The organism is Microbacterium sp. CCNWLW41, assembly GCF_037083505.1.
On sequence record NZ_JBAOJP010000002.1, the window covers coordinates 714,552 to 733,466 of the forward strand.

At 71.7% G+C, this 18,915-nt stretch carries 15 protein-coding genes; 14 read left to right on the forward strand and 1 reads right to left on the reverse strand.

Annotated features, from left to right (window positions below):
• Positions 1-39 precede the first annotated feature (39 nt).
• The 7 genes from V6R91_RS11165 (at position 40) to V6R91_RS11195 (ending at position 10,076) form a co-directional block, all read left to right on the forward strand.
• Entirely contained in the window at positions 40-1,077 is a 1,038-nt protein-coding gene (locus V6R91_RS11165) for a carbohydrate kinase family protein (RefSeq protein WP_336395464.1), read from the forward strand.
• A gap of 41 nt (positions 1,078-1,118) precedes the next feature.
• The gene (locus V6R91_RS11170) at positions 1,119-2,477 is read left to right on the forward strand and encodes an ABC transporter substrate-binding protein (protein WP_336395465.1); all 1,359 of its coding nucleotides are present in this window, start codon (positions 1,119-1,121) and stop codon (positions 2,475-2,477) included.
• Entirely contained in the window at positions 2,470-3,387 is a 918-nt protein-coding gene (locus V6R91_RS11175) for a carbohydrate ABC transporter permease (protein ID WP_231819747.1), read from the forward strand. The genes V6R91_RS11170 and V6R91_RS11175 overlap by 8 nt, the downstream gene beginning before the upstream one ends.
• Positions 3,384-4,202: a carbohydrate ABC transporter permease gene (locus V6R91_RS11180; RefSeq protein WP_067245186.1), complete on the forward strand. Its 819-nt coding sequence runs from the start codon at positions 3,384-3,386 to the stop codon at positions 4,200-4,202. The genes V6R91_RS11175 and V6R91_RS11180 overlap by 4 nt, the downstream gene beginning before the upstream one ends.
• 174 nt (positions 4,203-4,376) lie before the next feature.
• Positions 4,377-7,661 carry a sugar-binding protein gene (locus V6R91_RS11185; RefSeq protein ID WP_336395466.1) on the forward strand — a complete coding sequence of 1,095 codons (3,285 nt, stop codon included), beginning with the start codon at positions 4,377-4,379 and terminating at the stop codon, positions 7,659-7,661.
• 237 nt (positions 7,662-7,898) lie between these two features.
• Positions 7,899-9,149 (forward strand): 23S rRNA (adenine(2503)-C(2))-methyltransferase RlmN, encoded by a 1,251-nt coding sequence (rlmN, locus tag V6R91_RS11190; protein WP_336395467.1) that lies wholly within the window; start codon positions 7,899-7,901, stop codon positions 9,147-9,149.
• 315 nt (positions 9,150-9,464) lie between these two features.
• Entirely contained in the window at positions 9,465-10,076 is a 612-nt protein-coding gene (locus V6R91_RS11195; RefSeq protein WP_336395532.1) for a GNAT family N-acetyltransferase, read from the forward strand.
• Positions 10,077-10,269: 193 nt separating this feature from the next.
• On the opposite strand, the gene V6R91_RS11200 is transcribed toward V6R91_RS11195, so the two are convergent.
• Complete coding sequence (locus V6R91_RS11200; protein ID WP_336395468.1) at positions 10,270-10,905, reverse strand: NAD(P)H-dependent oxidoreductase; 636 nt, start codon at positions 10,903-10,905, stop codon at positions 10,270-10,272.
• A 139-nt stretch (positions 10,906-11,044) separates the two neighbouring features.
• On the opposite strand from V6R91_RS11200, the gene V6R91_RS11205 reads away from it, so the two are divergent.
• The 7 genes from V6R91_RS11205 to V6R91_RS11235 all read left to right on the forward strand — a co-directional run bounded on the left by V6R91_RS11205 (position 11,045) and on the right by V6R91_RS11235 (position 18,907).
• Positions 11,045-11,551, forward strand: coding sequence for a TetR/AcrR family transcriptional regulator (locus V6R91_RS11205; RefSeq protein WP_336395469.1), 507 nt, complete (start codon positions 11,045-11,047; stop codon positions 11,549-11,551).
• Between the two features lie 182 nt (positions 11,552-11,733).
• Positions 11,734-13,428 carry a DUF4407 domain-containing protein gene (locus V6R91_RS11210; RefSeq protein WP_336395470.1) on the forward strand — a complete coding sequence of 565 codons (1,695 nt, stop codon included), beginning with the start codon at positions 11,734-11,736 and terminating at the stop codon, positions 13,426-13,428.
• Positions 13,429-13,459: 31 nt separating this feature from the next.
• A complete protein-coding gene (locus V6R91_RS11215; protein WP_336395471.1) occupies positions 13,460-13,951 on the forward strand; it encodes a hypothetical protein in 492 nt (163 codons plus the stop codon).
• A 47-nt stretch (positions 13,952-13,998) separates the two neighbouring features.
• Entirely contained in the window at positions 13,999-15,012 is a 1,014-nt protein-coding gene (locus tag V6R91_RS11220) for an aldo/keto reductase family protein (RefSeq protein WP_336395472.1), read from the forward strand.
• 454 nt (positions 15,013-15,466) lie between these two features.
• On the forward strand, positions 15,467-16,279 hold the full coding sequence (locus tag V6R91_RS11225; protein ID WP_336395473.1) for a GntR family transcriptional regulator: 813 nt from the start codon (positions 15,467-15,469) through the stop codon (positions 16,277-16,279).
• 34 nt (positions 16,280-16,313) lie between these two features.
• On the forward strand, positions 16,314-17,336 hold the full coding sequence (locus V6R91_RS11230) for an NAD(P)-dependent oxidoreductase (RefSeq protein WP_219086716.1): 1,023 nt from the start codon (positions 16,314-16,316) through the stop codon (positions 17,334-17,336).
• The gene (locus V6R91_RS11235) at positions 17,333-18,907 is read left to right on the forward strand and encodes an FGGY family carbohydrate kinase (RefSeq protein ID WP_336395474.1); all 1,575 of its coding nucleotides are present in this window, start codon (positions 17,333-17,335) and stop codon (positions 18,905-18,907) included. Before V6R91_RS11230 ends, V6R91_RS11235 begins: the two co-directional genes overlap by 4 nt.
• The last annotated feature ends 8 nt before the right edge of the window (positions 18,908-18,915 follow it).

Below are 18,915 nucleotides of genomic sequence, written 5' to 3' on the forward strand. Positions count from 1 at the left end.
TGACAAACCCTGATTTCGATGGCGAGGGAGGAGCACTCGGTGGACACCCGATTCCGGTGGGACGTGGGGCTTGCGGGCCCGGTCTTCCTCGATTACGGCTTCGCCTCGCTGGACGCGGCGCCGCAGGAGGGCACCGAGGTGTTCGCCGGCACGGCCGGGATCAGCCCGGGCGGCATCGCCACCCTCGCGGTGGCGGGCGCGCGCCTGGGGCTCCGCACCGCGCTCGCGGCGCCGTTCGGGACCGACGCCTTCTCCGCGTGGTGCTGGTCGGTCCTGCAGGACCAGGAGGGCGTGGACCTCTCCGCGTCCCGGCGCCTCGCCGAGCTCCCGATGCCCGTGACGGTCGCGGTCGCCGACGGCGGCGACCGCAGCATGATCACCTACGCGCCCGGGCTGGACGACGCCGTGCGGGCGATCGGCGCCGCACCGGAGGCGAGGACCGTGATCGCGGACCTGAAGACCCTGGATCCGGCCGCGGCCGATCCCTGGTGGCGCCGCGCGGCCGCCGCGGGCACGCAGCTGTTCGTCGACATCGGCTGGGACTCCACGGAGCGCTGGCGGCAGGAGGACCTCGCACCGCTGGAGTCCTGCCACGCCTTCACCCCGAACGAGCGCGAGGCCATGGCCTACACGCGCACGGACGACCCGGTGTCAGCCGCGCGGGCGCTCGCCGAGCGGGTCCCCCTCGTGGTCGTCACGCGCGGCGGCGACGGAGTGGTCGCGATCGATGCGGCCTCCGGCGCCGAGGTCATCGTCCCCGCCCTGCCCGTGCGCGTCCTCGATCCGACCGGCGCCGGTGACGTCTTCGCCGCCGCCCTCGTCCGAGCGGGCCTGCTCGGCCTGCCCCTGGGCGACCAGGCCGCGTTCGCGGTGCTCGCGAGCGGCATCGCCGTGACGCGCCGGGGCAGCGCGCTGTCCGCTCCGGGCTGGGCCGACATCGCCCGGTGGTGGCAGAACGTGCGCGGCTCGGACGACGAGGAGCTGCACACCCGGTACGGCTTCCTCGACGACGCCATCCCTCCCGGCCCCCATCCCGACCATCCGTCCGCACCCGAGTCCCTGCCGTCGCCTCGCTGAGGCCGGCGCCGCACGCAGCACCATCCACGAAAGGAATCCCGATGAAGCGACACATGCGCACCGTCGCCGCCGTCTCCGGCACCGCTCTCGTCCTCGCCCTGTCCGCCGCCTGCGCGCCGGGGGCCGGGGCGCCCGCGGGCGGATCGACGCCGAGCGGAGAGATCAGCACCGACGTCGCCGCCGCGGGCGACGTCACGCTCACCGTCTGGGACCAGGAGGTCCGCGGCGGACAGAACGAGCAGATGGAGAAGCTCAACAAGGCGTTCGAGGAGAAGTACCCGAACGTCACGATCGACCGCAACTCCCAGGCGTTCGACGACCTCAACAAGACCCTGCGCCTCGCCCTCACCGGCGATGACGCCCCCGACGTGGTGCAGGCCAACAACGGTCGCAACACGATGGGCGCCTTCGTCAAGGGCGGCCAGCTCCGTGCCCTCGACGACTACGCCGAGCTCTACGGCTGGAACGACCGGTTCGCCCCGTCCGTCCTGCAGTACTCCACGTACGGCGACGGCGCCGTCGAGTTCGGCACCGGCAGCGTCTACGGCCTGCCGCAGGTCGGTGAGATCGTGGGGGTCTTCTACTCCAAGTCGAGGCTCGCGCAGCTCGGCGTGGAGGTGCCGAAGGACTGGTCCGCGTTCGAGGACGCGGTGGTGAAGGCCCGCGACGCGGGTCAGAAGCCGCTCGTGCTCGGCAACATCGACAAGTGGCCGGCGATCCACGTCTTCGGTCCGATCCAGGGCGAGCACGTCGACGCCGACACGATCCGGGACCTGGGCCTGGGCAACGAGGGCGCGGACTGGACCACGGACGACAACGTCGCCGCAGCCCAGCAGCTCGCGGACTGGTCGTCGAAGGGCTACTTCAACGACGGTCCCAACGGCACCGACTACGACGCCGCGTGGCAGGACTTCGGCAAGGGTCAGGGGCTCTTCCTGATCGGCGGATCGTGGCTGGCCGCGGACCTCGAGGACGCCATGGGCGACGACGTGGGCTTCTTCGTCCCCGACACCTCGGCGGGAACGCCCGCGACGACGGGCGGCACCGGCCTTCCGTTCGGGATCACCTCGGCGGCGGAGAACACCGACGTCGCGGCGGCCTACATCGACTTCATCACGAGCGACGAGGCGATGAAGATCCTCGCCGAGACCGGGAACATGCCGGTCAACGGCACCGCCGATCTCGCACCGGCCTCGGGCGTGCAGGCGGACGTGTTCACCGAGTTCGGCCGTGTGACCGAGACCGGCGCTCTGCTGCCGTACCTCGACTACGCGACGCCGACCTTCAGCGACACCCTCGGCGACGCCCTGCAGGGGCTGATCGACGGGAAGCTCGACGCGAAGGCCTTCGTGGACGCTCTGCAGGCCGACTACGCGGAGTTCGTCTCGTCGAATGGCTGATGCGGTCATGACCGGCCGGGGCGCCCGACGGCGCCCCGGCCCCTCCGGCGGTTCCGGACCGCGGTGGCTGCCGTACGCGTTCCTCGCGCCGGCGCTGCTGCTGTACGGCGGATTCCTGCTCTTCCCGCTGGGGCGGGCGGTGCAGTTCTCCTTCTTCGAGTGGGACGGGCTGGGGGCCTCGACGTTCGTCGGATTCGACAACTACATCGAGATCGCCCGCAACGGACAGCTGCGCGACGCGTTCGCGCACGCCCTCGTGCTCATCGTGTTCTTCGCGATCATCCCGCTCGCGATCGGTCTCGTCCTCGCGGCGATCCTCACCCGCTCGAACGTGCGCGGGCTCGGGTTCTTCCGGACCGTCATCTTCCTCCCGCAGGTCATCGCGATGGTGGTCGTCGCCGTCACCTGGCGCCAGATCTACGCGCCGGACGGCCCGCTCAACCAGTTCCTGCGGGCGATCGGGCTGGGCGGGCTCACGCGCGCCTGGCTCGGCGACTACACGTGGACGCTGCCCGCCGTGGGCCTCATCGGCACGTGGGTGTCGACGGGCCTGGTCACGGTGCTCCTGATGGCGGGGATGAGCCGCGTTCCGCGCGAGCTCTACGAGGCCGCGCGCCTCGACGGCGCGGGGGCGGCGCGGGAGTTCTTCGCGATCACCCTCCCGTCGGTGCGCGGAGAGATCACGGTCGCGCTGACGCTGACGATCGTCGCGGCGCTGAAGACCTTCGATCTCGTCTACGTCACCACCCGCGGGGGACCCGGAACCTCGACGACCGTGCCGAGCTACGAGGTCTATCGCCGCGCGTTCGAGCTGGGAGAGGTCGGAGCGGCGGCGGCCGTCGGCGTCGTGCTCACCGTGATCGTGTTCGCGATCAACGCGGTGGTCAACATGATCGGGGAGAAGCGATGAGGGTCTCGGCGTTCGAACGCGTCGCCAACTACGTGGTGCTCGTCGTTTTCGCGCTCATCGTGCTGGGGCCGCTGGGCGTGATCCTGACGACCGCATTCGGCCCCCAGAGCGTCAGCGCGGCGCGGGAGGGAGGCCTGTTCCACCCGGAGAACTTCGCCGAGGCGTGGGAGGTCGGCCGGTTCGGGCAGTACATGCTCACGAGCGTGGCCGTCGCCGCGATCGTGGTGGTCGTCGCCGTGACGGCGTCGATCCTCGCCGGATACGCCCTGGGCACGATGCGCTTCCGCGGCGCGACGTTCTTCTTCTACCTGTTCCTGCTCGGGATCATGGTGCCGACGGAGGCGTTCATCGTGCCGCTGTTCTTCGACATGCGGGCGCTGGGGCTGGCGAACACCGTGCTGGGCGTCGCCCTCCCGCAGATCGCGATGTCGATCGCCTTCGGCACGTACTGGATGCGGACGTACTTCCGCACATCGAGCCGGGCGATGATCGAGGCGGCGAGGCTGGACGGGGCCGGGAGCATGCGCATCCTCTGGCAGATCCTCGTGCCGATCGGGCGTCCGGCGATCCTGACGCTGGTGCTGCTGACGTTCATGTGGACGTGGAACGAGTTCCTCATCCCGCTGGTCATGTCGCCGAACGGCGCGGTCCGGACGGCCCCGCTGGGGCTCGCCTTCTTCCAGGGGCAGTACACCCAGGGGACGGCCCTGCTCGCGGCGGGAGCGGTGCTCGTGGCGCTGCCGGTCGTGGTGCTCTACATCTTCCTGCAGCGCCACTTCATCAAGGGGATGATCGAGGGCGCCGTCCGGGAGTGAGCGACGTCGTGCGACCGGGCGGCATCGGGGTCCGATGCCGCCCGGGGGCGTGCCTGCGTATTAGTGAACGGTTTTGCGCGTAATTGCGCATTAGTGCTTGCTCTCTGCGCGAAACTCTCGCTAGGGTGACGGGCGATGACGGTGTCACCCGCGCCGTCGCCCCCTGGAGGAGAGATGAGACGCAAGCACATCGGCGTGCTGACGGCGCTGCTGACGATGGTCGGCCTCGCCCTGCCGACGGCCGCACAGGCGGCCGAGCCCCCGACGCTGGAGGTGGGCGATCCCTCGATCGCCACCGAGACGGCGCGCGAGAAGATCGACGTGCTCGGGATCTGGGCACACCCCGACGACGACGCGGGGTTCACCACCCCGTGCGGCGTCTGGCAGGACCTGTACGACGTGCGCTGCGGCATCATCATGGCGACGCGCGGTGAGGGCGGATCCAACTCCGTCGGCCCCGAGGCGGGCCCCGACCTGGGCCTGCGCCGCGAGAACGAGGACCGGACCTCGCACGTCCGCTCCGGCACGGTCGACATCTTCAACCTCGACCGGGTCGACTTCTACTACAACACCTCGGCGCCGCTGACCGCGCAGGTGTGGGACGCGGAGGAGACGCTGCGCCGCACGGTGCGCATCATCCGCGAGACCCAGCCGGAGATCCTCGTCGGCTGGACGCCCTCTCTCGACGCCGGTCACGGCAACCACCAGTACGCGCAGGGCCGCATGGTCTGGGAGGCCGCCGCTGCGGCGGCGGATCCGTCGATGTTCCCCGAGCAGCTGGAGGGAGAGGGCGCCGTCGGGCCGTGGCAGGTGAAGCGGATCCTCTCGCAGGGCTGGTTCGCGGCCACCGGCGGCACCGGCGGCGTGGACGGCCCGGGCTGCAACGCCGGCTTCATCCCTGAGGAGGGCAGCACGCAGACCGTCGTCGGCACCTGGTCCGGCTACGACTCGCCCTACACCTGGGCCGAGGGCAACCTCGCCGGGCAGCCGGCCGGCTCGGCCAAGACCTGGGCGCAGGTCGGCGGCGAGGGCGCCCGCGCTCACCCGACGCAGGCGCGCGAGATGGTGAAGACCGTCGTGGACCCCACGTGCCAGCGTTTCGCGGTGGACTGGTCCGCCGTCCCGATGCAGCCGAACGGCAGCGCGGGCGCCGGCTCCGACGACGCGCCGCTGCACGGCGCCGTGGTCGCGGACCCGGGCGGGCTGCCGCTCGGATCCACCTTCACGATCGACGCCGAGGCCCACGTCGCCGCGGGCGAGCCGTTCTCGGTCACCGTGGGGATCCGCTCGGGCGCCGACGCGCTCGACGGCGGCGACGTGTCGCTGACCGTTCCGGACGGCTGGAGCGTGGACGGCCCCGTGTCGCTCGACGCGGTGCCCTCGGACGCCCCCGCGGAGGCGACCTTCACCGTGACCCCCGCAGCCGACGCCGTTCCGGGCCGGTTCCGCATCTCGGCGGACTTCGCCGGGGCAGGGGTCACCGCCTACAACGACACCCGGGTCGACCTCGTCCCGCCGGTGGACGGACGCTTCGAGCGCACCGGCAACGGCGCGGAGTACGAGGAGTGGATGGATCGCACCGGTGCCTACATCGGCGGGCCCGCCGACGCCATCGCCGCCATCGGTGCGGGGGAGTCGAAGACGATCCCGGTCGTCGTCACGAACCGCAGCGCGGTGCCGCAGACCGCGACGGTCGCGCTGACGGCCCCGGCCGGATTCTCGCTCGACGCGGCCTCGAAGGACGTCCCGGCCGTCGCGCCCGGGGAGACCGCCACGGTGCCGTTCGTCCTCACCCACCTCGACCCCGCCGATCGGGGCGGGCGCGTCGAGGCGGTGACCGCGACGACGACCTCGGCGCTGGGCGCCTCCTCCGAGGACCTGTCGCTGCACGTCGTCCCCACCACGGTGATCCCGCAGCTCGCGGCGGCACCGGCGCTGGACGGCGCGCCCGACGACGTCTACACCGGGACCCCGCTGGATCTGGGAGCCGTGTGGGAGGGCGACGCGTGCGAGCCCGACGGCACGGACTGCGGAGCCGGCAGCACCGCCGTGCTCGGCTGGCACGACGACGCCCTCTACGCGCAGGTGCGCGTGGTGGACGACATCGCGAGCGCCGCGGCCACGCCGGACCGCTGCTTCGGGCACTGGCTCGTCGACTCGGTGGAGCTGCTGCTGGATCCGCGCGGGTCCTCCGTGGACACCTCGTCGACGTTCAAGCTCGGGATGTTCCCGTTCACGGACGACCCGGAGGGGACCAACGGCAACGGGCCGGACGGCGCATGCTGGTCGCGCGACGCGGACAACCACCAGGGCTTCTCGACCGGTCCCCTCGCGGACGAGGTCGAGGGCGGCCCGAACGCGCCCGGCGTGGAGGTCGCGGTGCGCGCGGCCCGCACCGCCGACGGGGCGTACGAGGGCGGCGCCTACGACGTCGAGGTGAAGATCCCGCTCGCGGATCTTCCCGCGGCGGTCGGTCCGACCAGCGCGGTTCCCACGGGGGACGCGGCGACCAACACGGTGGACCCGACCTACCTCGGGCTCAACGTCACGCCGTACGACTCCGACACGCAGGACTTCATCGGGCAGACGCGCACGGCCTGGTCGGCGTTCGGCTCGCAGCAGTCCGAGCCGTACCGATGGGGGCACGCATACCTCGACGGCTACACGCCGCCGTCGTCGCGTCCGATCGAGGCTCCGGCCGCGATCATCCCGCAGACCGCGCTGCAGGGCGTGGAGTCGCCGCAGACGGTGTTCCAGTCCGCGACCCGCGGCGGGACGATCTCCGGACTGCAGCCGACCACGGCGCTGACGATGGGCGATGTGGCCTTCGACGCGGAGGGGGCGACGCTCTCCTACAGCGCGGAGGCCGCGGGCACCGCCCGGGTGTTCGTGTGGAAGGGGGACGCGCGCTTCGTGCCGGTGTGGACGTCGAGCTGCCCCGGTGACGAGTACGGCTTCGAGGCGTGCTCCGAAGAGGACGGCGCGGCGCCGCCGTGGTCCCCGGACATGGGCGGGCGCCTCCTGGCGACCGCGACCGCCGAGGTGAACATCGGCGGGGGCAGCATCCGGATCCCGCTCGACGCCGAGACGCAGGCGGCGATGACCGAGGACGCCATGGTGCTCGTCTCGTTCGCGACCGCGGCGTCCGACGGTGCCCGGTCGGCGGTGAACGCGTGGATGTACCCGGTCGAGGTGGCCGACACCCCGACCCCCACTCCCACGCCGAGCCCGACCGAGCCCACCCCGACGCCGACGGACCCGCCGGAGCCGACGGATCCGCCGACGCCCGCGCCGACCGGTCCTCCGTCGGGTGACGCGGGTGCCGACGGCGGCGGAGCGCTGCCGGTGACCGGTCTCGACCCGTGGGGTCCTGCGCTCGGAGCGCTGCTGGGCCTCGTGGCCCTCGGCATCGGCACCGCCGCGGTGCTGCACCGGCGGAAGGTCCTGCGCGGGGAGTGATCCGCGCGCGAGGGGCGGGACGGCGTCTGCCGTCCCGCCCCTCGCCGTGTCCCCCGCGCGCGGTTCCGGCCCTCGCGGCATCAGGCATTCGCGTGAGATCAGGCGGTTTCGGGGTGAGCGTGCCTGTTCTCGCGTGTTCGCCTGTTTTCGAGTGCGTGGGCGGAGTCTCGCGTGGGCAGGGACGCGGGTGCATCCTGCCCCAGCGCTCTCCCACCCGCCACCGCGTACCCTGGGGGGATGACCGAGAACCCTGCGCCCGCGCGGCCCGAGCGCACGCCCGCCGCGCCGCAGGTGCGGCCGGCCACCGAGGGCTGGACCCAGAAGAAGGATGCCGGAGGGCGTCCGCTCCTGCAGTTCGCGAGCCCCAAGCGCGGCAAGCCTCCGGTGCACCTCGCCGACCTCACGCCCTCCGAGCGTGTTGAGAAGGCGAAGGAGCTGGGCCTTCCGGGCTTCCGGGCGAAGCAGCTGGCCACCCACTACTTCACGCACTACACGTCCGATCCTGCCGAGATGACGGATCTGCCCGCTGCCCAGCGGGCGGAGCTCGTCGGCGGGCTGCTGCCGAACCTGCTCACCGAGGTCCGCCGCCTGGAGACCGACCGCGGCGACACGATCAAGTTCCTCTGGCGCCTGCACGACGGTGCCCTCGTGGAGTCGGTCCTGATGCGGTACCCCGGCCGGATCACGCTGTGCGTGTCCAGCCAGGCCGGATGCGGCATGAACTGCCCGTTCTGCGCCACCGGTCAGGCCGGCCTCACCCGCAACATGTCCACGGCGGAGATCGTGGAGCAGATCGTCCGGGCGAACCGGGCGATCGCGCAGGGCGAGCTCGGCGGCAAGCGCGCGGACGACCACTCCATGGAGCGGGTCAGCAACATCGTCTTCATGGGGATGGGCGAGCCGCTGGCGAACTACAAGCGCGTGATGGATGCCGTCCGCGTCATGGTGGCGCGTCAGCCGGAGGGGCTCGGCATGAGCGCCCGCGGGATCACGGTGTCCACGGTCGGGCTCGTCCCGGCGATCCACAAGCTCGCCGACGAGGACATCCCGGTCACCTTCGCCCTGTCGCTGCACGCCCCGGACGACGAGCTGCGCGACGAGCTCATCCCGGTCAACTCCCGGTGGAAGGTCGACGAGGCGCTGGACGCCGCCCGAGGCTACTTCGACAAGACGGGCCGTCGTGTGTCGATCGAGTACGCGCTCATCAAGGACATGAACGACCACGCGTGGCGGGCGGACCTCCTCGCGGAGAAGCTGAACGCGCGTGGTCGCGGCTGGGTGCACGTGAACCCCATCCCGCTGAACCCGACCCCCGGATCCATCTGGACCGCGTCCGAGAAGGACGTGCAGGACGAGTTCGTGCGCCGGCTGAACGACGCCGGGATCCCGACGACCCTCCGCGACACCCGCGGCAAGGAGATCGACGGCGCGTGCGGCCAGCTCGTCGCGACCACCGAGGACGAGGCCGCCGCCGAAGCCCTGGTCTGAGGCCCCGCCGCTCGGTGCCCCCTCGCGTCGTCCCTCGGCCTCCGCTCGCCGCGTCCAGCCCGATCCGCACACGCGAACCCGATCTGCACACCGCAGCCGCCGATCCCTCCGCGGATCGGAGCATCGTGTGCAGATCGGGCGTCCGGGCGGAGGAACCGGTACAGGTTCGCGCCGCGGGAACGGAAGGTCTCTCGATTGCGTTCCAAAATCTTTGACCATCGCCGCTGAATCGAAGGCTCAGAGTCACCGATTACCATGCCCGTCATGCATGAGGCGGGTCTGACGGCATGGGAAGATGGCGACTCAATCGGTGGAATGCACGCCAGATCCGATGGTGGTTGTCTCCGCACGCTCTGGCGGAGGATCCCTCTGCGAAGGCCCCGACTGCTGCGTGGGGCACCGGTTCCGACCCCGCTTCACGCGCGGCCGATCGAGACCGCCCGCCTCCGGCTGCGGCCCTACGAGATGCGTGATGCGGCGGATTGGTATCGGATCCAGTCCACTCCGGAGATCCTGGAGTTCCTTCCTTGGCCGAAGCGATCGCGCCGGGCGTCGCGTCGTCATCTTCGTCACCGGACGAGGCACGTCGAGTTGCGATTCGACGGGGACTTCCTTGCCTTCGCGGTGACGCGTGAGGGGCGGCTCATCGGCGACGTGTCCATGCAATTGCGCGGGACCACGGGTGCGCCCTACGGGGTGGAGGTGGGCTGGCTGCTGCTTCCCGAATTCTCGGGGGAGGGATACGCGGCCGAGGCGGCCGAGGCCATGCTCGACGCGGTGTTCTCGGAGCTCGGCGCCCAGTGGGCTCTGGCAGAGATCCACCCGGAGAACGAACGGTCGATGCGCCTCGCCTCGCGGCTCGGGTTCGCGTTCGTCGCGGCGGGGCCCGACGGGCAGCATCGGCTTCTCCGGCGCCCGCCCTCCTGACGACTCGCCCTCGGCGTGGGCCGAGGCGTTGCCTTCCATCATCCACGTCGAGTGGTCAGAAACTGTGGGTTCGTGGCGGCGGAATTCACAGAAACTGACCATTCGACGAGGAGGAGCGGAGCCGATGGGGGCGGCGAGGGACGTGTCCACGGCTGGCGCACATCGCGCGCTCCTGCGCCGATGCGGTCCGGGATCAGGCGACCTCAGCCGGGGTCGATCGGATCTCCGTGGCCTCGCTCCCCCGCGTCGCGGAGGCGCGGAGGTCGCGGACGCCGTCGGCGGCGCCGAGGCGCTCTACGCGGTCGAGCCATCCGGCGATGCGCTGCGGCGCGGCGCTCTTCACCCCCAGCATCCGGGTGGCGCGGACCGAGCGGACCCCGCACAGCTTCAGCGTGTTGCGCACCACCTGCCTCTGCGCCGGGAGGCCGGTGACCGAGGCGAAGTACCAGGGGGTGTCGGCGAGCAGCAGCAGGCGTCCGTGCGCCGCGGTCAACAGCCCCTCGGGGACGCCGAGCTTCGAGAAGCGGTACTCCTGCTGCGGTAGGAGAGCGCGATCGAAGAAGCCCTTGAGAAGCGCGGGGACGGATCCCCACCACAGCGGCGTCGCCACGACGATCGTCCGGGCGGCGTGCAGTGCGCGCTTGGCCTCGGCCAGGTCCTCCTCGAGCGGCATGCGCTCGCGGTAGCCGAAGCGCAGGTGCGGGTCGACGTCGAGATCGCGCAGGGCGAGGACGCGGGCGTCGCCGTGGCCGACGGCGTAGCGACGGGCGAGCTCGGCGGTGAGGGACTGCGCGTCGGGGTGGCCGTCGATGACGAGGGCGGTGGTCATGGGATGCTCCGATCCTGGCTTGATCTTGACACTGCCCATCTGGTGGACAGTGTCAAGATAGGTCAGGATGTTGCTTGTGTCAAGTTCTCGAACGGCCTATCACCACGGTGATCTCGCGCATGCCTTGGAGACGGCGGCGATGCGCCTGCTCGCGGACAAGCCCGCGCACGACATCAGCCTGCGCGAGGTGGCACGCGCGGCCGACGTCAGCCACAACGCGCCGTACCACCACTTCTCCGACCGGCTGGGCCTGCTGAAGGCGCTCGCCGAGCGCAGCATGGGCGAGCTCGTCGCCGCGGTGACGAGCGCCGTGGACGCGGCAGAGGATCCGACCGCGGCGCTGATCGACGGGGGAGCGACGTACATCCGCTTCGCCGTCGAGCGCCCGCACGCCTTCGACGTGATCTACGACCCCACGGTCTGCCTCCCCGGATCGCCGACGCCGACGATGGCGCCGCTGATCGCGGAATTGGAGACGGTGCTCGGCACCGTCGCGGCGCGCGCCGGGCTCGCCCGACCCGACGACCTCGTCGGCCTTTGGGGACTCGTCCACGGGCTCGGGACGCTGTGCGCGGCGGGGCACTTCACGCTCGACGCCGCCTCCTCGGCCTTCTCCTCCGCGATCGCCCGCATGCTGTCGCGCTGAGCCCCACCCCTCTCCTCCGAGTGGTCAGAAACTGTGGGTTCGCGGCGGCGGAACCCACAGAAACTGACCACTCGACGAGGGGGAGCGGGGCGGACGCGAGGGGGTGGCGAGGGAGCGGGTCCACGGCTGGCGCACAGCGAGCGCCCACGGGTCTTCCAGGCGTCCTTTTCTATGGTGGAACGATGTCCTATTCCGCGCATCGCCCGGGGCGCCTCGATTCCCAGGGCCGTATCGCCCTCGACGCCTCCGCAGCCGACGGTGCTCCGACCCTCCCCGAGGAGCAGCTCGAGTTCGTGCGCGAGTACGTCCCCGCCGGATCCGAGAACGTGCCGCCCCGCCCGGCGGACCCCGTGAGTCCCGACGCGGAGACGGCCGTGCTCGCCGAGCCGCAACCTGCCGTCGCCGCGGAGCCTGCCGCGTCGGTGTCGCGAGCGGCAGACGAGCCGACCCCCGCCCCCGCGGCGGAGCCCGCACCGGCTCCCGCGGCCCGCACCCGGCGCGAGCGCCGCCCGCGCACGCCCGGATCGATCTGGCGGCGCCTCGCGATCCTCGGCGGCGCGGACGGCCCGATCCTCGACCGCGTGCCCAGCGAGACCTCGCGCTTCGTGCAGATGTTCTTCGTCCTCGTCGGGACCGCCCTCGTCTCGGCGCTGTCGATGTTCTTCGCGCTCGTGACGGGCGTGCAGGTGATTGCCTGGATCGCGATCCCCCTGGCGATCGTCTGGGCGCTCATCATCTTCAACCTGGACCGCTTCCTGACCTCCACCATGACGTCCACGCGGAGCGTCTGGCGTCTCATCGGCCTCGCCTTCCCGCGTGTCATCATGGCCGCGCTCATCGGCTTCGTCGTCGCCGAGCCGGTCGTCCTCCAGGTGTTCCACAACGACATCGCCCGTGAGGTGGCGTCCACGAACATCACCCAGTCGCTGTCCGATCAGGAGGCGCTGGAGAAGGGGCCCGAGAAGAAGGCCCTCGACGATGCGTCCGCGCGCCTCAAGGATCTGGAGAATCAGGCGGCGACGGGGATCGTGGCGGGCACCTCGTCCGACTCCGCCTCGCAGACCGCCGCCCAAGCCACGGTCGATCAGCTCAACGCGCAGATGGCCGAGCAGCAGAAGGTCATCGACCAGGCGCGTCTGCTCTACCAGTGCGAGCTGACCGGCGAGGGCGCGGGGACGGTGCCCGGATGCACCGGCGTCAACGGCGAGGGCGCGAGCTCCGACGCCGCGCGCGCTCAGCTCGACCAGGCGCAGCAGACCTACGACGGGCTCGCCGCGCAGCTACGGACGGCGAACGACGAGCTGGCTGCCGCCTCGACGGCGTCCAAGGAGAACACCACGGCCTCCGAGGCGCAGAACCGGACCGAGGCCCAGGATCAGCTCCCGGCGGCCCGCCAGACGTACGAGACCGCGCTGGCGGCCTACAACGCGCGGGCCGCATCCGTGGCGGACGGCAACGCCGGCGCGATCGGTCTGCTCAGCCAGATCAGCGGGCTCAACCGACTCGGGGAGAAGGAGCCGACGATCTTCTGGGCGCACTGGCTCATCGCGGCGCTGTTCTTCATGATCGAGCTGCTGCCCGTGCTGGTGAAGGTGCTGACGAGCTACGGCGACCCGTCGCTGTATGAGAAGGCGGCGGCGGTCGCGAAGCAGGTCGAGCTCGATCGCGTGAACTCGCACGGGTTCCGCGAGCGTGCGGCGATCATCTCCGAGGACGCGGCGAGGCGCGAGGATCCCGGTCCGACGCCGACGGGGACCGCCGTCTCCGATCCGGCCCCCGTGGTGTCCGCCGCGGCGGGCGATCCGTCGGCGTCGCCATCCCCCGCGGATGACGACACCGCCCCGGAGACGCGCGAGCACGCCCTCGTCGGCGCGTGAGCAGGGACTGAGCAGGGCGTAGGATCACGCCATGGATCCCCGGACGCTGTCGGTCGCCGTCGTCGGCGTCTTCGCGGTGACGGCGTACGCCGTGCTGGCGGCCCTGCAGATCCTCGTCCTCAACCCTCTCGCGGCCGTGCCCGGAATGACCCTGGACGAGATCCGGGCCGAGGCGGCGCTGCGGGGCGAGGAGATGGGCGGCGTCGGCGTGGTCGTCTTCCTCTCGGTCGGTGTCGTGCTGGCCGTCGTCGTGGCTGCCATCGCCGTGCGGAAGGGTCTGGCTCCCGAGGCGACGGCGCTGATCCTGCTGTCGATCCTGTTCTGGGGCATGCCTGCGTACTTCGCGGCCTCCTTCGGCACGGGCATGGCCCTGGCGGACGCCTTCGGCATCTCGGGCGCCGACTACTCGCGGTGGTCCCTCGTGCTCTACGGGACGAGCGTCGCCGCGGGGCTGGCGGCCATCGTCCTGGCGGTGGTCCTGGCGCGTCGGCGCGATCCGCAGCCCGCCGCGGCTCCCGCCTGATCGACGGTCCCGGCCCACCGCCGGCGCGGCGGTCGTAGCCTGAGTCCATGGTGAACCATCGCTTCCTCGGCAACAGCGGGCTCAAGGTCTCGGAGATCACGTACGGCAACTGGGTGACGCACGCGTCCCAGGTCGCGGACGACGCCGCCGTCTCCACCGTCCACGCCGCCCTCGACGCCGGCATCACGACCTTCGACACCGCCGACGCCTACGCCAACACCGCGGCGGAGGCCGTGCTCGGCAAGGCGCTGTCCGGCCAGCGTCGCGAGAGCCTGGAGATCTTCACGAAGGTCTATTTCCCGACCGGGCCGAAGGGGCCGAACGACACCGGCCTCAGCCGCAAGCACATCCTCGAGTCGATCAACGGATCGCTGACCCGTCTCGGGACGGACTACGTCGACCTGTACCAGGCGCACCGCTTCGACCACGAGACGCCGCTGGAGGAGACGTTCCAGGCGTTCGCGGACATCGTGAGGCAGGGGAAGGCGCTGTACATCGGGGTCTCCGAGTGGACCGCCGAGCAGCTGCGCGAGGGGCACGCGCTCGCGAAGGAGCTGGGGATCCAGCTCATCTCGAACCAGCCGCAGTACTCGATGCTGTGGCGCGTGATCGAGGGGAGGGTGATCCCGGCGTCGCAGGAGCTCGGCATCTCACAGATCGTCTGGTCGCCGATGGCCCAGGGCGTGCTCAGCGGCAAGTACCTCCCGGGCCGGCCGGTGCCGGCGGGATCCCGGGCGACGGACGAGAAGAGCGGCGCGCACTTCATCGAGCGGTTCCTCACCGACCGGACGCTCGAGGCCGTGCAGCGCCTGAAGCCGGTCGCCGCGGAGGCGGGGCTGACCATGCCGCAGCTCGCGATCGCGTGGGTCCTGCAGAACCCGAACGTGGCCTCGGCGCTGGTCGGCGCCTCGCGGCCCGAACAGCTCGCCGACACGGTGAAGGCTTCCGGCGTGACACTGGACGCCGCGACGCTCACGGCCATCGACGCCGCCCTCGGGGACGCCGTGTACGCCGACCCCGAGGACACGGACGGCGTCTCGCCGAAGACCCGACTCGTCTGACGGCGGAGGCGTTTCGTCTCGTCGCTGCGCTCCTCGCTCAACGACCGGTGGCGGTTCTCGGTCGTTGAGCGACACTTCGACTCGCTTCGCTCGCTCAGTGCGGGTCTCCGCGTGTCGAGACACGGTGACCCGGGGCTGGGTGCGTTTCGTCTCGGTGCTGCGCTCCTCGCTCACCGACCGGGTGAAGGGACAACAGGACGCGACTTGTCTCCTCCGAAGAGGACGAGCGTGCGCCGGCGGAGCCAAGACGGCGTTGGAGACCGGTCGGTAGTCGAAAAATACCCCAGATAAACATCCAAAAACAGCGGTCCTGAAGAAATCTCGGGCAGAAGAGCACTTGTCTCTATGGTGCGGACCTGTCGGCCTGTGAGGATGGGACAAGTCAGGCAACGGCCCCCGACCCGAGGGAGCACGGCCGGCGCCCATCACCGTCCTCAACGACGAGGTTTCCGTCATGCCCACGATCCCCCTGCCCGCGATCGATCGCGCCAGCGACGCCCCCATCTGGTTCCAGATCATGCGCGGGCTCGAGCAGGCCATCGCGGACGGCGCTCTCCGCCCCGGCGACCGTCTCCCGAGCGAGCACCGGCTGTGCGAGGACCTCCGTGTCTCGCGGACGTCCGTGCGCGAGGCGCTGGCGAAGCTGGAGAAGGGCGGAGTCATCTCCCGCCAGCAGGGCAAGGGCGCGTTCGTGGAGCTCGCGGCCGGCCCCTCGGCGTGGACGCTGCCTTCCGCGCCGAGCCTCCTCGGCGAGTACGGCGAGCACGGACGCAGCGCGCTGAGCTCCACGATCATCCGCGCCGGCATCGAGCCGCTGCCGTCCTGGGCCGCCGCGACGGTCGGCCGGGACTCGGACGGACAGGGGTTCGTCCTCGAGCGGGTGCGCGCGGTGGGGGCTCGCACGGCCGTGCACGTCGTCAACTACATGCCGGCGCGGTTCTCGGGCATCCTCCCGGATCTGCGGGATCCGCGGGCGAGCCTGTACGCGGCGATCACCCGGGTCACCGGCGTCCGCATCGCCCGAATGCACCGCACGATCGAGGCCGCGACCGCCGACCGGGTGCTCGGCGCGCTCCTGGAGGTGGAGATCGGGCACCCCGTCGTCGTCGTCGAGGCGGTCGCGTACGACGCCGACGGCGTCCCGATCGACGTGTCCCGCGCCTCGGTGCGCACGGATCGGATGCGCGTCAGCGTCGACACCGGCTTCGACGCCCACGGCCTCCCCGGCGCGGCGACGTCGGGAACCTATCCCGGCGGAAACCGCTGAGACGACCGGAAGAACGGAAAGAGGAGCACCATCCATGAGCGATTCCCCGAAGATCCTCGCGATCGGCGACAGCTACATGACGGCCGAGAGGATCGCCGCCGCCCTCGTCGATCGCGGACTGTCCGTCGATCTGCGGACGATGACCGACGTGCCGGCGACGTGGGACACGAGCCGCATCCGGGAGTTCGAGGGCGACCCCGCGGAGGTCGCCGCGCTGATCGAGGGCTACGACGTCGTCCTGGTGCACGGCGCGCCGGTCACCGCCGACGTGCTGGAGGCCAACCCCGGGCTGGCCCTGATCGGGTGTCTGCGCGGCGGACCGGTCAACATCGACGTCGAGGCGGCCCGGGAACGCGGGGTGGCGGTGTCGATCACCCCGGGCAAGAACGCCGAGGCCGTCGCGGAGCTCACGATCGGCTTCCTCATCTCGATGATCCGCAACGTCCCCGCCTCCCTGCGCGACGTCGACGCCCGCCGCGCCGCCGGATCGCCGCTGGCGGAGTCGGCCTTCGAGGGCGCGCGATGGTTCGGCCGCGAGGTCTCGACGCTCACCCTCGGTCTCGTCGGGTACGGCAACGTCGCCCGGCTCGTGTCCGCGAAAGCGCGGGCGCTCGGCGCCGAGGTCGTCGCGTACGACCCGTTCGTGGACCCCGACTCCGTTCCGGAGGTGCGGCTGGTCCCGAGCCTCGAGGAGCTGCTGCCGGCCGTCGACGTGCTCAGCCTGCACGCCAGGGCGACGTCCGAGAACCGTCATCTCCTCGACGCCGGCGCGTTGGCGCAGCTGCGCCCCGGCGCCCTGCTCATCAACACGGCGCGCGAGAGCCTCGTGGACGAGGACGCGCTGCTCGCGGCGGTCCGTTCCGGCCAGGTCGGCGGTGTGGCCATGGACGTCAACGAGCCCGAGGGGGCGTGGCGCGAGCTCGTCGACCTGCCGCAGGTGGTGCTCACCCCGCACCTCGGGGGCGCGACGCTGGAGACCCTGCACCGCGGCAGCGAGATGATCGCCGACGACGTCGTCGCCTTCCTGGAAGGGCGGCCCCGGAGGTGGTCCTTGTGACCCGCAGGGACCCGGTCGTCATCGCGATCGATGCCGGCACCGGGTCGGCGCGCGCTCTCGCCTTCGATGCCGCGGGCGCACGGGTCGCACAGGCCGCGGTCGAATGGAACCACCCGGCGGTGCCCGGGCACCCGGGCGGGACGGGCTTCGACGTCGTGCACGGCTGGCAGGCGGTGTGCGAGGCGCTGCGCCGGGTGACCACCGAGGTCGCGGATCGCGAGATCGCCGCTGTCGCCGCCTCGAGCATGCGCGAGGGCTTCGTGCTCTACGACGGTGCGGGCGAGGAGGTCTTCGCCTGCCCCAACACCGACGGACGGGCGCGCCGCGAGGCGGACGAGCTCGTCGCGGAGGGCCTCGCCGACGAGATCTACGCCACCGGAGGCGACTGGGTCTCGATCACGGCGCCGGCGCGGATCCGCTGGCTCGCACGGCACGAGCCGGAGACGCTCGACCGCGCCCGTCATCTCGGCATGCTGAGCGACTGGGTCAACCGCCGCCTCACCGGCGAGTACGCCACCGACCCCACCTGTGGCTCCAGCACCGCGCTGTTCGACCTCGGCGCGCGTACGTGGGCCGAGGGGCTCGTCGAACGGGTCGGGCTGGATCCCCGGATCCTCCCCTCCGTGCTCGAGCCCGGCTCCCGCGTGGGCGGCGTCACCCGCGAGGCGGCGGAGCAGACCGGACTCCCCGAGGGCACCCCCCTCGTGATGGGCGGCGCCGACACCCAGCTCGCGCTGCACGCGATCGCCGCGGCCCCCGGACGCCCCACCATCGTGGCGGGCACGTTCTGGCAGACCACCGCCGTCGTTCCCGGTCCGGTGATCGATCCGCTCCGGCGCACGCGGACGCTGTGTCACGTGGCGCCGTCGAGCTGGATGGTGGAGGGCATCGGATTCCTCTCGGGTCTTGCGATGCGCTGGTTCCGTGACGGCTTCTGCCCGGATGCGGTGGAGCTCGCCCGGGGCGGCGGCGTCGGGGCGTTCGACGTGATGGAGTCCTGGGCGGCGGACGTGCCGGTCGGCAGCGACGGCCTCGTCGCGGTGCTCAGCGATGTCATGCAGGCCGACGCCTGGCACCATGCCGCCCCGGCGCTCGTCGGCTTCGACATCGCCGACTCCTCCCGATTCCACCGGGGCACGGTCGTGCGCGCGATCGAGGAGGCGGCCGCGTTCGTGGCCGCGTCCCACCTGCGGATCCTCGACGAGGTGACCGCCGGCGCCGCGTCCGCGTCCGGGGAGATCACGTTCACCGGGGGCTCCAGCGCCGGGGTCCTCTGGCCCCGGGTCATCGCCGGGGCGACGGGCCGGACCACCCGGACCACCGAGGCGCCCGAGGCGACGTCGTACGGGGCCGCGCGTCTCGCCGGGACGGCTGTCGGGATCGACCTGCCCGCCCTTCCGCTCGACCCCACGGCCATCGCCCCGCAGGAGGCCGAGCGAGCCGCATACCGGGATGCGGCACGGCGGTGGCGCGAGGTGTACGACGCCCAGCGCACCGCCACCGTCCGCTCCGGCGCCACCGCCCTGTTCACCCCGCCCGGAGCCGCGCGCGCCGCGGCCCCCGAGCTCTGACACACCGA